At 39.2% G+C, this 15,582-nt stretch carries 12 protein-coding genes; 7 read left to right on the top strand and 5 right to left on the bottom strand.

Annotated elements, in window-relative coordinates; all coding sequences use genetic code 11:
- The first annotated feature begins 131 nt into the window (after positions 1-131).
- Complete coding sequence (gene lon / locus WBF63_RS00410) at positions 132-2,564, top strand: endopeptidase La (RefSeq protein ID WP_424367709.1); 2,433 nt, start codon at positions 132-134, stop codon at positions 2,562-2,564.
- A 42-nt stretch (positions 2,565-2,606) separates the two neighbouring features.
- Here the strand turns inward: lon and WBF63_RS00415 are convergent, their stop codons facing one another.
- The gene (locus WBF63_RS00415) at positions 2,607-3,056 is read right to left on the bottom strand and encodes a DUF4442 domain-containing protein (RefSeq protein ID WP_424367710.1); all 450 of its coding nucleotides are present in this window, start codon (positions 3,054-3,056) and stop codon (positions 2,607-2,609) included.
- A 99-nt stretch (positions 3,057-3,155) separates the two neighbouring features.
- On the opposite strand from WBF63_RS00415, the gene WBF63_RS00420 reads away from it, so the two are divergent.
- Both WBF63_RS00420 and trxB read left to right on the top strand, forming a co-directional pair.
- Entirely contained in the window at positions 3,156-3,917 is a 762-nt protein-coding gene (locus WBF63_RS00420; RefSeq protein ID WP_424367711.1) for an acyl-CoA desaturase, read from the top strand.
- A gap of 95 nt (positions 3,918-4,012) precedes the next feature.
- Positions 4,013-4,957, top strand: a complete 945-nt coding sequence (gene trxB / locus WBF63_RS00425; RefSeq protein WP_424367712.1) for a thioredoxin-disulfide reductase — start codon at positions 4,013-4,015, stop codon at positions 4,955-4,957.
- A 69-nt stretch (positions 4,958-5,026) separates the two neighbouring features.
- Here the strand turns inward: trxB and WBF63_RS00430 are convergent, their stop codons facing one another.
- The 3 genes from WBF63_RS00430 to WBF63_RS00440 all read right to left on the bottom strand — a co-directional run bounded on the left by WBF63_RS00430 (position 5,027) and on the right by WBF63_RS00440 (position 10,675).
- Positions 5,027-5,404 (bottom strand): hypothetical protein, encoded by a 378-nt coding sequence (locus WBF63_RS00430; RefSeq protein WP_424367713.1) that lies wholly within the window; start codon positions 5,402-5,404, stop codon positions 5,027-5,029.
- Between the two features lie 9 nt (positions 5,405-5,413).
- Positions 5,414-5,890, bottom strand: coding sequence for an Lrp/AsnC family transcriptional regulator (locus tag WBF63_RS00435; RefSeq protein ID WP_424367714.1), 477 nt, complete (start codon positions 5,888-5,890; stop codon positions 5,414-5,416).
- A 204-nt stretch (positions 5,891-6,094) separates the two neighbouring features.
- Complete coding sequence (locus WBF63_RS00440; protein ID WP_424367715.1) at positions 6,095-10,675, bottom strand: translocation/assembly module TamB domain-containing protein; 4,581 nt, start codon at positions 10,673-10,675, stop codon at positions 6,095-6,097.
- A 60-nt stretch (positions 10,676-10,735) separates the two neighbouring features.
- On the opposite strand from WBF63_RS00440, the gene tsaD reads away from it, so the two are divergent.
- The 4 genes from tsaD (at position 10,736) to WBF63_RS00460 (ending at position 13,913) form a co-directional block, all read left to right on the top strand.
- Entirely contained in the window at positions 10,736-11,755 is a 1,020-nt protein-coding gene (gene tsaD / locus WBF63_RS00445) for a tRNA (adenosine(37)-N6)-threonylcarbamoyltransferase complex transferase subunit TsaD (RefSeq protein WP_424367716.1), read from the top strand.
- Complete coding sequence (locus WBF63_RS00450) at positions 11,755-12,456, top strand: 16S rRNA (uracil(1498)-N(3))-methyltransferase (RefSeq protein WP_424367717.1); 702 nt, start codon at positions 11,755-11,757, stop codon at positions 12,454-12,456. Before tsaD ends, WBF63_RS00450 begins: the two co-directional genes overlap by 1 nt.
- A gap of 132 nt (positions 12,457-12,588) precedes the next feature.
- The gene (locus tag WBF63_RS00455; RefSeq protein WP_424367718.1) at positions 12,589-13,194 is read left to right on the top strand and encodes a SatD family protein; all 606 of its coding nucleotides are present in this window, start codon (positions 12,589-12,591) and stop codon (positions 13,192-13,194) included.
- The gene (locus WBF63_RS00460; protein ID WP_424367719.1) at positions 13,191-13,913 is read left to right on the top strand and encodes a DUF3307 domain-containing protein; all 723 of its coding nucleotides are present in this window, start codon (positions 13,191-13,193) and stop codon (positions 13,911-13,913) included. Before WBF63_RS00455 ends, WBF63_RS00460 begins: the two co-directional genes overlap by 4 nt.
- On the opposite strand, the gene WBF63_RS00465 is transcribed toward WBF63_RS00460, so the two are convergent.
- On the bottom strand, positions 13,894-15,477 hold the full coding sequence (locus WBF63_RS00465) for a class I SAM-dependent methyltransferase (RefSeq protein ID WP_424367720.1): 1,584 nt from the start codon (positions 15,475-15,477) through the stop codon (positions 13,894-13,896). The genes WBF63_RS00460 and WBF63_RS00465 overlap by 20 nt on opposite strands.
- Positions 15,478-15,582: the final 105 nt, after the last annotated feature.

The raw sequence follows: 15,582 nt of genomic DNA on the forward strand, positions 1-15,582 counted from the left end.
GATGAACAGATTTCAGACAAATAAGCTTAAAGCCTGATTTCCCCATAATTTATTTATTCTCAAATGATTAAATTTGAATAAGGAAATCGGAGTAAAAGCATTTTGCTGACAGAATTACAGAAAAACTAAACATGAATATAGACAACTTGTCATTTGACCAAATTATGGGCGAAGAAATTGAATTAATTCCTTTGATGAACGAGGAAGACGAAAAAAAATTCAAAAAACAACCCATTCCCGAAGTTCTTCCGATTTTATCACTGAAAAATACCGTGCTTTTTCCGGGTGTGGTAATTCCCATCACTGCCGGACGAAATCAATCCATCAAATTATTGGAAGATGCTTATAAAGAAAACCGAATTGTAGGAGTCGTTTCCCAACGAAACGCAAAAATAGATGTGCCGGAGCCCAAGGATATTCACGAAATCGGAACCGTAGCACGAATCCTGAAAATGCTCAAAATGCCCGACGGAAACACAACTGTTATCCTTCAGGGAATTAAACGTTTTAAATGGATAGAAATGGTTCAGATCGAACCTTATTTCAAAGCGACCATTCAGACAATTGAAGAAAAAAAACCGGGTGGAAAAAATAAGGAATATCAGGCCACGATTGAGTCTGTAAAAGACATGGCTTTGCAGATTGTTGAAATCAATCCTGCCCTTCCGTCCGAAGCAAGTCTTGCCATCAGCAACATTGAAAGTTCTTCTTTTCTGATCAATTTTGTTTGTTCCAATTTAAATCTGACCATTCAAGAAAAACAAAGATTATTGGAGTTTGACAACCTGAAAGATCGTGCGACCGATGTTTTACGCCTGATGGGAATTGAACTTCAGAAATTAGAATTAAAAAATAATATCCAATCCAAAGTCCGACAAGATTTGGACCAACAACAACGCGAATACTTCCTTCACCAACAGATGAAAACCATTCAGGAAGAACTGGGTGGCGTTTCAAACGAAACCGAAATGGAAGAAATGCGCGAACGAGCAAAATCCAAAAATTGGGACGAAGAAACCCGTCAGCATTTTGACAAGGAAATCAATCGCATGATGCGCTTAAATCCCCAAATGCCCGAACACAGCATTCAACGAAATTATTTAGAATTTATGCTGGATTTGCCTTGGAACGAATACACAAAAGATGATTTCAATCTAAAAAAGGCGCAAAAGATACTGGATCGTGACCATTTCGGATTGGAAGATATCAAAGAAAGAATCATCGAATACCTCGCGGTACTAAAATTAAAAGGCGATATGAAATCGCCCATTATCTGTCTTTATGGACCTCCGGGCGTGGGAAAAACTTCGCTTGGAAAATCGGTGGCAGAAGCGCTGGGAAGAAAATACATCCGAATGTCTTTGGGAGGATTACACGATGAATCCGAAATCCGTGGACATAGAAAAACCTACATTGGTGCAATGCCCGGAAGGATTTTACAATCCATCAAAAAAGCGGGAAGTTCCAATCCGGTTTTCATTTTGGATGAAATTGATAAAATGGGAAGAAGTAATCACGGCGATCCATCTTCGGCCATGTTAGAAGTGCTTGATCCTGAGCAAAATAATTCGTTTTACGATAATTACCTGGAGCAAGGCTATGATTTATCCAAAGTATTTTTCATCGCCACGGCCAATAATATTTCCGATATTCCGGCACCGCTTCGCGACCGGATGGAAATGATCAATATCGCCGGATATACGATTGAAGAAAAAGTTGAAATCGCCCATAAATTCTTATTGCCTAAACAATTAACCGAACACGGACTTCAGAAAAACCATATTTCGATTACGAAAAAAGATTTGGAGTTTTTAGTGGAAACTTATACCCGCGAATCGGGGGTGAGAAATCTGGAACAACAAATAGCCAAACTCGTTCGGAGCATTGCCAAAAAAGTGGCTATGGAAGAGGAATTCGAAAGCAAAATTACACAAGAATCCATTCGTGAGGTTTTAGGCCCGGGAAGAATTAACGATAAATACGAAAACAACGAAGTTCCGGGTGTGGTAACGGGATTGGCCTGGACGAGAGTCGGTGGTGACATTTTGTTCATCGAATCGATTTTATCCAAAGGAAAAGGTACACTTTCCATCACCGGAAACCTTGGAAATGTGATGAAGGAATCGGCTCGAATTGCTTTGGAATTTATAAAAGCACACGCAAAAGAATTGGATCTGAAGGAAGAAGTTTTTGATAAATACAATCTTCACATCCACGTTCCGGAAGGTGCCACGCCAAAGGACGGTCCTTCTGCCGGAATCACCATGCTGACTTCCATTGTTTCTTCGTTTACACAAAGAAAAGTCAGAGCCAATTTAGCCATGACAGGTGAGATTACCTTGCGTGGAAAAGTTTTGGGTGTCGGCGGAATCAAGGAAAAAATTCTGGCGGCCAAACGCGCCAATATCAAAGAGATCATTCTGAGCGAAGAAAACCGAAAAGACATTGCCGAAATCAAAGCGGAATACATCAAAGGACTGAAGTTCCATTATGTAACCGACATGATGGAGGTACTAAAAATCGCTTTGCTGAAGCAGAAAGTGAAGGGAGCGAGGGTTTTGTAAAATCGAAAAAGAGGTATTGAAAATTAATACCTCTTTTATTTTTTAATTCTTAGCTTTAAAACTCCAGGTAAAAAAGAATTCAGCCACTTGGTCGCCTTTTTCATCTAAACCGATGCTTCGCATTTTCAGGGTTTGCCCCTCGCCTGTTTCGATGGCTTTTTGCAAAACGGCGTCCAATTCTTCGCCTTGATCACAAGTGAAAATAATTTTCCCGACTGCTTTTTTGGTGAAATTAGCTTCCAGTCCTACGACCAGCATGGAAATTTTCTGTCCAGATTTTTGGATTTTATCGATGCATAAAATCCCGGTTGACAATTCGGCAGCCATTCCTTGCACTGCCCAAAACATACTTTTGAAAGGGTTTTGGTTTAGCCAGCCATATTTAACCGAAATCTGGGCTTTGTTTCCATCGAAATGATGCAATTTAAGGCCGGCGATTTTAGCAATCGGAAGCTTAAACCAAAGAATTTTATTGAAAACTTCGCGTGTCATAAACTTTTGTTAATCCTTCAAATATAAACCCATTGGCTGACTTTCATTAGTTTTAAAAAGAAATTTATCATTTATATTTGTGAAAATTCAAAAATCCTAATGCAAACAACGGTTCTTATTATTCTGATTTTATTTGTTGTTCACTGGTATGCATCGCTTTTCTTCCAATCGATGTTTCACCACCGCTATGCCGCTCATGGCATGTTTACCATGTCCAATTTTTGGGAAAAAACTTTCCACATTGGTTCGTTCATTACCCAGGGCTCTTCCTATCTAAGTCCGTATGCATACGGTGTTATGCACCGTCTTCATCATGCTTTTGCCGATACGGAAGATGACCCCCACTCGCCTGTCATTGACAAAGATTTATTTGCGATGATGTGGAGAACCCGACGGGTTTATATGGAGATTGACCAAGAAATTGCCGTTGTAGGCGAGAAATTCAAAAAAGGAGTTCCTAAATGGAGAAAATTTGATCGTTTTGCCGAATCAAGAATTACACGCTTGGTTTGGGTTGCTATTTATGTTCTAATTTTTGTTTTATTGGACGCTCCCTGGTGGTTGTATTTCTTGGTTCCTATTATGGTGTTGATGTCACCTGTTCACGGTGTGATTGTGAATTGGTATTCGCACAAATACGGCTATAGAAATTTTAATGTAAAAGATACTTCACATAATTTATTTCCGGTGGATCTGCTGATGTGGGGCGAAAGTCTTCATAACAATCACCATAAATTCGGTGGACGACCTAATTTCGCCGTGAAATGGTATGAATTTGACCCCTTGTATCCATTCATCTGGCTGATGGACAAAATGCGCATCATCCGATTTAAAAATAAGCCGGCAACGCAGTATATGTAATTCGGTTTGTTTATTTCTTTATTAATAAATCAAATCAGAATTACTGATTAATTCCTGAAAAGAATTCTAAATTTGTGCCCTAAACACAGAAAATCATGAGTGAAACAATCAAAGATACAGTCATCATCGGTTCGGGTCCTGCGGGTTATACTGCTGCTATTTATGCAGCGCGTGCCAATATGAATCCGGTGATGTTTACCGGAATGCAACCCGGCGGACAATTGACCACGACAACCGACGTTGAAAATTTCCCGGGTTATCCAACCGGAATTACAGGTCCCGAAATGATGGACGACCTGCAAAAGCAAGCCGAACGATTCGGAACGCAAATTCACTACGAATACATTACCGAAGTAAAACTTGCAAAAGAACCGGGACAATTGCATACCGTGATTTCCAGTTCCGGACAGGAAATTCAGACGCGTTCTGTGATTATTTCTACCGGTGCAACCGCGAAATATCTGGGATTGGAAGACGAAACCAAATTTGCCGGAAGCGGCGTTTCTGCTTGTGCCACTTGTGACGGATTTTTCTACAAAGGTCGCCCGGTTGCGGTTGTAGGAGGTGGTGATACGGCAGCCGAAGAGGCAACTTATTTGGCAAAATTATGTACGCAAGTCTATCTTTTGGTACGTAGAGATGAATTACGTGCTTCCAAAGTGATGCAGGAAAGAGTTTTCAATACGCCCAATATCACCGTGATGTTTCACCACGAACTGATTGGGCTGGAAGGTGATAAAGCAGTTGAAAAAGCCAAAATCATCAATAATCAGACTAATGAAGTTTCGGAATTGGCTGTAGACGGCGTTTTTATTGCCATCGGACATAAACCCAATACAGAATTATTTCAAGGAGTTTTGGATATGGACGAAACCGGATATCTAATAACCGAAGCTAAATCCACCAAAACAAATGTGCCAGGCGTTTTCGCTTCAGGCGATGTTCAGGACAATGTGTATCGGCAAGCGATTACCGCAGCCGGAACGGGTTGCATGGCAGCACTCGATGCTGAAAAATACGTGGCTGAATTCTTTCATTAATCGGACTTTGAAAAGATTATAATCTAAAAATCCTGAGCTTTCACTCAGGATTTTTTGTTTGTGTAAGTTTTATTTGAATTCTTTCCAGTGCGGAATGATTACCGCGAGTCCATAACCTATAAACACAAAAAGTGTAAACATTGAATAAAGTGTTCCGTCTGGCATGAATTCTGGTTGTATAACGATGGAGAAAAACAATCCCAAAATGGTGAGATAAACGCCTATTTTTTTGTAGAAATAAACCAAAATCAATCCGATTAAACTCAGAATACCAAGCCCAAGTGTTGCGCCCGGATACCATTCCGGCATTACCGCATCGCCTAAATTGAAATGTTCTTTGAACAAATAATCATTGGTTGACCAAATCCTGTAACCACGGAAGAGAATTCCTCCGATTAAAATCAACATCAGGCAAATCAGCCCGTTAAACCAAATGGAACGTTTCATAGCACAAATTTACTCAAAAATGGCGCGCATTAAGCGGTTTTTATCATTAAAACTTTCTTCCAAAGAAATCATGGATTCAGTTCGCAGTACATCTTCTATCTGATCAATCAAAAAAATGAGTTCTTTTGCATGATTGGTATCGCGTGCTCTGATTTTACAGAAAATATTGTATTTACCCGCCACTATGTGTGCTACTGTAACGTTCGGGATTTTATACAATTCATCTATCACACTCTGAATCTTATTGGTTTTTGTAAGCAACAATCCCAAATAAGCAACGAACTGATAACCCATTTTATCGTAATCTGTAATAAGTGTAGTTCCTTTGATAATTCCTGCATCTTCCAATTTTTTCACTCTCACATGAATGGTTCCCGCCGAAACATTCATTTTTTTAGCTATTTCAGTAAATGGCATGCGGGTATTTTCTATCAAAAACATCAGAATCGTTTTGTCAATATCATCAATTTCGTAATTATGCTTCATAATTCCGCATCAGTTTTATTAAATTAATAATTTTAAAGGCACAATATTAATGAATTTATAAAGTACAAACAATAATTATGAGAATTATTTTAAAATATTAAGACTTTATTTTAAATTTGGTTTTGGTTATGAATTCAGGGTTATCTCGATTCATTACTTTGTTTGTTTTGCGTGAGTTTATTGCTTCCCGGCAGTAAACTTTTTTTATTTGAAGCGGATCAGAGAATTTGTGCTTTTACGCTTTTTAGGAGTTGTCTGCGAAACTTCTTTTTGCTGAACCGAATCTTTTTTTTCTTCCCGGATTGAATCCTGGGTTTCAGCCGGCGGCAAATCAAACAATGAAGGTGGGTCGTCATCAAAATTCACATTAGGAAGAACCATGGATTGTATATTACTTTCTTTTTTGAAAATTTCAGAAATTCTGTCAAACGAAGTTTTATAAATAACGCCGGCTCCATAACTCTGGAAATTTCCTGCACCGCCAAAATTCTGAACCCCAAAATTGGTAGGCCGCGTGAAGAAATTCACCACCATGCTCTTGTCCATATTTCTAGAAACATCCCATTGGATTTCTGTTTCTACAGTCGTGGCATCATCAAATCCGGTCGTATTTCCGACCGCTACGCCCAAAGCTCCGTTGATGGTCCATCGCGGACTTAAATCCACACGCAAACCGGTCTTGAAACGATCTGAAGTCTGACTCAAATTTGAACCCGTCACATAATCCAAATCCACCGCTACTCCACTTCCGGCGATGATGGAGTCAATGATTCCGCCCAATTGTTTCAAGGCAATTCCGGCTCCTGTAGAAGTAGCTCCGGCTGTAAGAACCGCATCGGTATTGGTCATGAATTGTCCGATCAATAAAACCGCACCAAACTGAATCATTTTCTCATCGGGATCAAGGTTAAATTTATAATCAATCATGGACTGAACGTCTGTACCTGCTTTTGGAATATTGACCGTAAAATCCATCTGTGGGTCATCAAGTGTTTCCGAAATCTCAATACCCAAGACTACGTCATAAGACTGGCTGTAACCTGCACCGAGATATTCCCCAACATTGGAAACCGTCCGTTCATAAGTTGCATTAATATTCATCGTAGCGTTTAATGCGCTTCCACCATCCCAACTCACATAACTACCGGGCTGAATCTCAAAATCCCGGTTCAGCAAAGAAACCTGACGCAGTTTATAGATTCCCGTATCGAGTGTATAAACACCATTCATCGTCATATTTCCGGTTCGGCTCAGGTTGAACTGAAGGTTTTCTGTAAATCCGTTTGCCGTGACCATATCACCCGAAACAGGGTCAAAAATCAGATTGACCGTGGTAGTCGGGAAAGCCGTAATGTCCAGGTCAATGTTCATTCCTTTTGGCGTTCCGTCATCAATTTCCTTTTCTCCTTCTGGAATGAAACGAACCAAATCACTTCCGGTTTCGATTTTGGTTGCGCCTGTATTAATAGTAAATTCAGAACCTTCATTGATGATCGCTGTTGCTGAAATATCTAACCGTTCCGGAGGACCGAATAAAGAGAAAGCGCCCTGCCCAAAAACTCGTCCATAAAACAAATCGTTCTGTGCCGGAGACGTATTCATCACCAAAAGATTATTGGTATTAAAGGACAAGTTGAGGAACCAGCTCGCAAAATCCCGGAAAAGTAATTGTCCGGAAACTTCGCCCTTGGTATTGTATTTTGTATCGCGGAAACGCACTTCATCAAGTGTTATCGAACCCTGTCCCTGACTGGCTTTGTAAACCGGAACGGTATTGATTCCGTCAAATGAATAATCAACATTGAGGAAATCAACGGTAAAGCCGAGATTAGCCAGATCAAGCATTCCTTCGAATTCAGGAGAATCAATGGGTCCGGTAAATCGCATATTCCCCGAAACCATTCCCCGCAAATTGCTCATCGCAGCCGAAAGGAAACTTTCTACAAAATTGAAATTCAAATCATCCAAACTCGCTACCAGATTGATCTCTGGCATATCGGGTTTGTTATCAATATAACCGTTTACATACAAAACCTGAACCTGTTCCTGATTCAAAAACAATTCTATATCAAACACGTTTTGATTCACATTGTAAACCGCATTCATACCCAAATCACCCAAACCATAATCATTCAGCGCAAGTTGCGAAACATCCAGTTCAATCAGCGGTTTGAATTCATCTTTTGTCCGAACTACATTAATATTTCCATTTGCGATTCCGTCGATTTTCAGATTGCCTAATAGACCTTTCGGAATAATTTTGGACAACACAAGTTCTTCCAAATCTGCATTTAATTTGTAATCTGTATTGCTGGCATAATAACCATCGAGCAATAATTTCTGGTCTTCTGACTCAAGCAATAAATTCTGTAATTCGTAATAATTTTTGTCGAAATTTACGATTACACGATTGGAATTTTTATCGTTATTTGGATTCAGATGCCAATTGTTTTCATCAATTTGAATGGTTGATGGCGAAAATCCAAAAACCAGATTTTTATTTTCATCGGTCGTATGGAATAAATTCAGATCAAATTTCATCGGGAATTCCTTACCGATGTGAAAATCCGTTTTGACCAAAAGCGAATCCTGAATGGGCGTTGTATGAACATTCAGCTGATAAACCATTACACCTTTTGCCATCAGACTATCACTTCTCAGGTAAATTTGTTCCAAATCTTTGGAAGTGTCAATGTTGATCAGCGGATTGTAAATATTGATACCATCATATCCGATTTCAGTTGAGGACAATTCAGCAATCAAAGTCTTGGCATTTGTATCTACCTGTCCGTCCAGAATGGTTCCTGGCGCAACCTGAATTCTCTGATCGAACATAGAAAATAAATCCTGTTCGACTTCAAAAAAGAAATTAAAACTTTGATTCGGATCTACTTTTTTCGGCTCATACGTCATCAAAGTCGTCGAACCGATGGAATTCATAATCACATCTGGCAACTGACTTAAACGGTATTGACCGTTAATTTCGCCTCGCAAATAACCGGGAATGTCGATTTCGAGATTTTGTACATCTCCGTTTCTTGAGGAAGCGATATGCGCCTGTGCCACTTCCAACGTATCATTTTTAGAAGTAAAATAAAGATTGTTTAACTGAATTTCTCCAATGAAATCATCGAGATTGGTCAAAGTAAAGTCACCCACAATATCTGCACGTAATTTTGCATTCATATCTTTTGTAACGCCCAGATAATCCAGATTCAGATACTTGACTTTTGAAGTAAAATCGAGTCGGTATGGCTTTTTGGAGAAATCAAAAATACCGTTGTAATCGACCATCATCTGCGGATCGTTTACCGATAAAACACCGGCAAACTGTTGTCTTTCCAAACGTCCGTCCACTGCAACATTCTGATAACGTTTCCCCATCAAATCCAAATAATCCAGCTTTCCTTCGGCATCAATGCGAAGCGTTTTAATATCGGTTCCAACGCCGTCAAACTGAATCTGACCGGAAACAAAACCAAGTTCCGCAACTTCTGTAATCTGTTTCAGGTTGATATCATCGGCCATCAAAGTTCCTTTGTATTTCAGCGTTCCACGGTAATCATCGAGCCGAACTCTCATATCAGCATCACCCAAAGCCGTGATTGCATATCCGTCCAAATTGATGTGCGCCGGATCCAGATTGAAATTCCCCGAATAATTCATAGTCCCGAAACGGTTGAGATAATCGGGAATTGTATTTCCGATGAAAGTCGGCAACAAAGCCTGCAATCCCTGATAGGATGTTTTTATTTTCACAGCTTCCGTATCGATGATGATGTTGGCGCCATCGGTCATATCAAGCAAACGCAATTCATTGGCGGCAATAAAAGCGCCGTCTCCCGACAGTTGAAAATCATTTAACTGCAAATTATTGAGCGTTCCCGAAACTTTACCTCTTACTTCCACCGATGAGTTTTTGTCGAAATTCTCAACAAAATAGCGGATGTCTTTGAAGTTAACTTTGGAATCATCTTTCAGCTCCATATCCCAATTCACCTTGTTCAGGAAGTCTTTCATATCTTCCATTGAATCGTAAGATAATACCACGTGACCGTTCAGGTGGGAATCTGAAGTTTCCAAATCCATATTTTCCACCCTGATTTCCTTATCGGAATAATGAACTTTTCCCGATAAATTTTTGATATTATAAATTTCGCCGTTTCTTTTTCCGATGAAATTCATCGAATTCAAATCGGCCCAGATTTCATTGTTTTCCAAACGAAAATTCTCAATCCCAATGTTCAGATTAGTTGCATCCACCCAATCTTGTTTATAACCTTCCAGATTTTCATTTCGAATTAATAATTTACCGTCCACCACATTAAGAATTCCTCTTAATTTAAAATCAGAAGGTTCTTCTTTTTCCGATTTGGAAAATTTATTAATCAATGAGATAAAGTTACTGACGGAATCATTTTTATACGTAATTACCTTAACTTCAGGATTATATAAATTTAATTTCCGAATCGCAATCCGATTCGGCTCCATAATCAATCCGGTCAGACTGAGTTTCGCCTGTAATCTTTCAATATCCACAAACTGCGTCCCATGATCATCTTTTGCACGAACACCGTTCAGATTGATATCACCAAAAAAATCAATATGAACCCTGTCCACACTGATTTCTGTTTGGAAAGTTTCATTCAATTCATTGACGACATAAGTGGCAATTTCGGTTTGAACAGCAGGAATTTGGATCGCAATCATGGCCGAAAGCAAAAGACTAAGCACCGCGATTACGGGGATTAATATGATTCTACCAATTCTTCTTAATGCTTTCAAACCGTAAAATTCCGATATTTGCAACAAAATTACTCTAAATAATTAATTCTGAACGATAAAATGAGTTCATTTCCCATCATTTTAGGAATCGAATCTTCTTGTGACGATACGGCCGCAGCCCTCATCCAAAACCGGAAAATTCTTTCCAATGTCATAGCCAATCAAAAAATACACCAAAGCTACGGCGGTGTTGTGCCGGAACTTGCTTCCCGGGCGCATCAGCAAAACATCGTTCCGGTGGTAAATGAAGCGCTTAAACAAGCAGGAATTGACCGCAACCAACTAAGTGCCATCGCCTTTACGCGTGGCCCCGGGCTGATGGGTTCGCTTTTGGTGGGAAGCAGTTTTGCCAAATCTCTGAGTATGGCGTTGAACATTCCGCTCATTGAAATCAACCATATGCAAGGACATATTTTGGCGCATTTCATCGAAGATGCCAACGAAAATTCTCCCGAATTTCCTTTTCTCTGCCTTACCGTAAGCGGCGGACACACACAGATTGTAAAAGTTTCAGATTATTTTGAAATGGAAGTTCTAGGCGAAACCATTGACGATGCTGCAGGAGAAGCTTTTGACAAAGCAGGAAAAATTCTCGGATTGGATTATCCGGCCGGACCCATTATCGATAAACTCGCAAAAGAAGGAAATCCTGAAAAATTCAAATTTTCAAAACCAAAAGTCGATGAACTCAATTTCAGTTTCAGCGGATTGAAAACAGCGATTTTATACTTCATCCAAAAAGAAACCCAAAAAAATCCGAATTTCATACAGGAAAATCTGAACGATCTTTGTGCTTCGATTCAGAAAACAATCGTCGATATTTTGATGGAGAAATTAACCTTAGCTGTAAAAAAAACAGCCATTTCTCAAGTAGCCATTGCCGGTGGCGTTTCGGCCAATTCAGAAATCCGAAACCGTTTGAAACAAATGGAAACCGAAAAAAACTGGAAAGTTTTCATTCCTAAATTTGAATACACAACCGACAATGCGGCGATGATTGCTATGGCCGGACAGTTGAAATTCGAACAAAATGAATTTGCTGAAATCACTTCAAAATCTGTAGCTAAATACCTCATTTGATGCATTTATTCATTGGAAATATCGAAGGAAACTATGCTGAAATAATAGGCGACGAAAGCCATCATTTCACAAAAGTTCTTCGCGGAAAAGTCGGACAAGAAATTCAAATCACCGACGGAAAAGGCAAAATGGGGAAAGGAATTGTCTCTCAAATCAACTCCAAATCCGTTGAAATTGATTTGAATGAAATCATTGAAAACCATGAAAAAAGACCTTATAAAATCCATATCGCCATCGCCCCGACCAAAAGCATGGAAAGAATGGAATTCTTTATGGAAAAAGCCTCCGAAATCGGCATTGACGAAATTACATTTCTGAAAACTTTCCATTCCGAAAGAAAAAATATCAACCTCGACCGTTGCCGGAAAATCCTTGTTTCCGCCGTCAAACAATCCCTGAAAGCCTACATTCCCCAACTGAACGATTTGGTAAAATTCAATGATTTTGTCAAAGAAAATCATCCAGAAAACAAACTCATAGCGCATTGTGATGAAGATTTTACCCGAGTGAATTTCAAGGAACTCATTCATCCTCAAAAGGACTATCTGATTTTAATCGGCCCCGAAGGGGATTTTTCAAAAGAAGAAATTGAACTTGCCCTACAAAATGGCTTCACGGGAATTTCGCTTGGAAATCAACGCCTGAGAACCGAAACAGCTGCATTAAATGCGATTTTTGCTGCAAATTGGATAAATAACTAAGTTATAATTATTGATTAAATACTCAATAATCACAAATATTGACGAAATACTCAATAATCCTAAATATTGACAAAATCATCAATAATTAAAAATATTGACGAAATACTCAATAATTTATTTATCTTTACGTGGATGAAAAAATGGATTGTCATAACAGGCGACATAATTGAGTCACGTAAAAACACTCCGGAAAGCTGGTTGGAACGGTTGAAAGAAGTTTTATCGGATTTTGGTAAAGAAAAAACCGATTGGGAAATTTACCGTGGCGACAGTTTTCAATTAATCCTTTCAAAAAAGGAAAGTATGGAAGCGGTTTTACTACTGAAGTCAGCGATGAAATCCATTGGAGTGGATGTGCGAATGGCCATCGGACTGGGAGAAATCGATTATAAATCACCCAAAGTCAGCGAGTCAAATGGCTCTGCTTTTGTGAATTCGGGCAGAAAATTGGAAAGTCTTAAAAAAGAAACTTTGGGCATTCAGACTCCAAACGAAAAATTCAATCAGCGTTACAACGTGATTTTAAATCTACTCGATTTCATCATGGACTCCTGGCAGCCGACTACTGCCGAAGTGGTTTTTACTGCTTTGAAATATCCTAAGCTGAACCAATCGGAACTGGCCAAACTTCTTCAAAAGAAAAGTCAAGGAACGATCAGTTCGGCACTGAAAAGAGCAGGATTTGATGAAATCAAAAAAGTTGTGGAACTTTATAATCAGGAAATCAAGGGAATATGATGATATTGGCGCTCAAATTCGTTCTTGCTCACTTGGCCGGAGATTTTTTACTCCAGCCCGACTCCTGGGTTGCGCACAAAAGAAAATATAAAATCAAATCGAAATTTCTCTATTTCCACACGCTTGTTCATTTATTGCTTTTGCTGATACTGACCGGATTTGATCCGAAATATTTCATCGGAATTCTGGTGCTGAGCTTTGCTCATTTCGCCATCGACACAGCCAAACTTTACACCGAAAAAAAGAAGTTTTCAAAACTTTATTTCTTTGGAGATCAATTCCTGCACCTCCTTGCCATTGCGATGGTCGTGAATTATTATTATCCGTTCCGCATTAATTTCGAAGTGCTTTTCAGTCCGGTAAATTTATTGCTTTACTCGGCTTTGATTATGGTTACGACCGTCACTTCGGTCCTTCTGAAAGTATTGCTCAAAAATTTAAATCCGAATAAAAACAACAAAAAGACGAATTATGCAGGGAAATACATCGGAATTCTGGAGCGCCTTTTCATTTTCCTTTTTATTGTTATTAATTTTTGGGAGGGCATCGGGTTTTTGCTTGCGGCCAAGTCGATTTTCCGTTTTGGCGATCTGAAAGAAAATAAAGACATCCGACTTACAGAATACATTCTGATTGGCACTTTGCTCAGTTTCGGCATCGGAATTCTTACCGGAATGGCCTATCTAGAACTTTCCGAAATCATTTCTTCAGCAAATTAATACTTACGGTTGCCAATTCAGAGTCAGGAAATTTTTTGAATAAATTTCCGTCGGGATTTAAACCGGCTTCCTTGCAAATCCGATGAAAAACATCGACTTCCACAATGTATTGATCCGAAAAACCATGCGTAGCATCATAAGCCGTAGCGGCGGTTTTTCCTAAATTATCTGCTGTAAGTTGTGGCGGTAAAGTATGCAATTCGATTACTAACAAACCGAATTTCTCTACATAAGGCGTCCATTTTTTTAGGTGTTGCAAAAGATTTTCTTCCACTTCATTGTTCGCCAATCGCTTTCCACGAAAGGAAAAAGCACCGGTTGAAGTACTCTTACGTTGCCCGGCTTCCACATCTTCCCAAATCCGGTTGTGATCTAGAAAAGTTCGGATGTTGAGTAAATCTTCCAGTTGAATATCATAATCGGATTTTAAATCTTCGGCCAGTCTTTTAGGATCTCCGATGTCGCCCCAAATCACTTTTGCCCAAATGTCATTTTTCACCAAATTGGCTCTCGTGACTTTCAATGCAGCTTTGTTGAAATCGGCACCCACAAGGAAAAGCGGATGTTCGTCCAAATTTTTTCCACGCAAAGTACGGCTTTCAATCACATCGTAAAGATGCTGCAGCAAAGCACCATTTCCACAACCCATATCGAGAATTCCTTTGGGTTGCTCGTCCAGCGGACGGTTAAAAATTTCGATGATAAATTCATCCAGAACTTTAAAATAAGTAGAATGCGCACCGCCACTTCCCCAAACATTCATTTCGCGGTTTACATGGATTTCCTCCTCACCCATTTCCACTTCACGAATTTCATTGGCACGGCCAAATAAAAGATTTTCCATTTTGGCGAACATTGGCAAATAAGAAACCGTCACGCCATAAGCCGAAGCACGACGGGCGAAAAACAATCCGGTTTCGGTAAACTGAAAATTTCTTCCTTTGCGGCTAAACCAACCCAATTCAGCCAAAGCTTCTAATAATTGTTCAAAACAACCTGGATTTTTATGAAATTCATCGGCACTGAAAGAGGCTTCCATAAAGTATTTGTGAAACATTCCGCTCATGCCGAGTTTGACTATTATCGGACTAATGAGCGCACCTTCGATGTGTTTTTGAATTTGATATTCCAAAGAATTTTCGAGTCTATTCTCCAATAAATCCGAACGGTATTTCTCATAGATTTTCATCCATTTACGACCGAGTTCATCGGAAATGGCCTGAGAAGAAATCAATTCCTCATCGGATAGAAATTCCGCTAAATTCTGATAAATTCCTACAAATGAAAATGCTTTCTCTGAATTTTCATGGGTGGAAATCTTTACGGTGTTTTCCGAATTATTCAATTCATAATTCAAATATCCCTGCGAAGCCAAAATACGAAGCGCAACGTTGAGATAACCTTCGTTGGCATTGAATTCCTCTGCAATTTTCTCCAAATCTAAACTTCCATTTTGAAGAACAAATTCGAGAATTCCTTTTTGGGATAATTGATGAATGACCTGCGGAACCACTACTCCGTCGAGATGCCTGAAAATATAAGAACGCAATAATTTCTTGTCCATTTTTAAAATCTATGAGGGCAAAAGTAATTGTTTTAGTCTACTAAAATGATAGACTTATTGAATTTTTTAATGATTTCAACGATAACTAATTCGTTTTAAATCAAT

Origin of the sequence: Moheibacter sp. (genome assembly GCF_049672845.1) — a bacterium.
In the GTDB taxonomy this organism is placed as follows: domain Bacteria; phylum Bacteroidota; class Bacteroidia; order Flavobacteriales; family Weeksellaceae; genus Moheibacter.

Excerpts from the sequence above, each read along its gene's own strand:
- WBF63_RS00450 (WP_424367717.1), top strand. The coding sequence starts at position 11,755 with ATGCATTTATTCATTGGAAATATCGAAGGAAACTATGCTGAAATAATA.
- WBF63_RS00415 (WP_424367710.1), bottom strand. The coding sequence starts at position 3,056 with ATGACACGCGAAGTTTTCAATAAAATTCTTTGGTTTAAGCTTCCGATT.
- WBF63_RS00435 (WP_424367714.1), bottom strand. The coding sequence starts at position 5,890 with ATGAAGCATAATTACGAAATTGATGATATTGACAAAACGATTCTGATG.
- WBF63_RS00430 (WP_424367713.1), bottom strand. The coding sequence starts at position 5,404 with ATGAAACGTTCCATTTGGTTTAACGGGCTGATTTGCCTGATGTTGATT.
- trxB (WP_424367712.1), top strand. The coding sequence starts at position 4,013 with ATGAGTGAAACAATCAAAGATACAGTCATCATCGGTTCGGGTCCTGCG.
- WBF63_RS00460 (WP_424367719.1), top strand. The coding sequence starts at position 13,191 with ATGATGATATTGGCGCTCAAATTCGTTCTTGCTCACTTGGCCGGAGAT.
- tsaD (WP_424367716.1), top strand. The coding sequence starts at position 10,736 with ATGAGTTCATTTCCCATCATTTTAGGAATCGAATCTTCTTGTGACGAT.
- WBF63_RS00420 (WP_424367711.1), top strand. The coding sequence starts at position 3,156 with ATGCAAACAACGGTTCTTATTATTCTGATTTTATTTGTTGTTCACTGG.
- WBF63_RS00455 (WP_424367718.1), top strand. The coding sequence starts at position 12,589 with ATGAAAAAATGGATTGTCATAACAGGCGACATAATTGAGTCACGTAAA.
- lon (WP_424367709.1), top strand. The coding sequence starts at position 132 with ATGAATATAGACAACTTGTCATTTGACCAAATTATGGGCGAAGAAATT.
- WBF63_RS00465 (WP_424367720.1), bottom strand. The coding sequence starts at position 15,477 with ATGGACAAGAAATTATTGCGTTCTTATATTTTCAGGCATCTCGACGGA.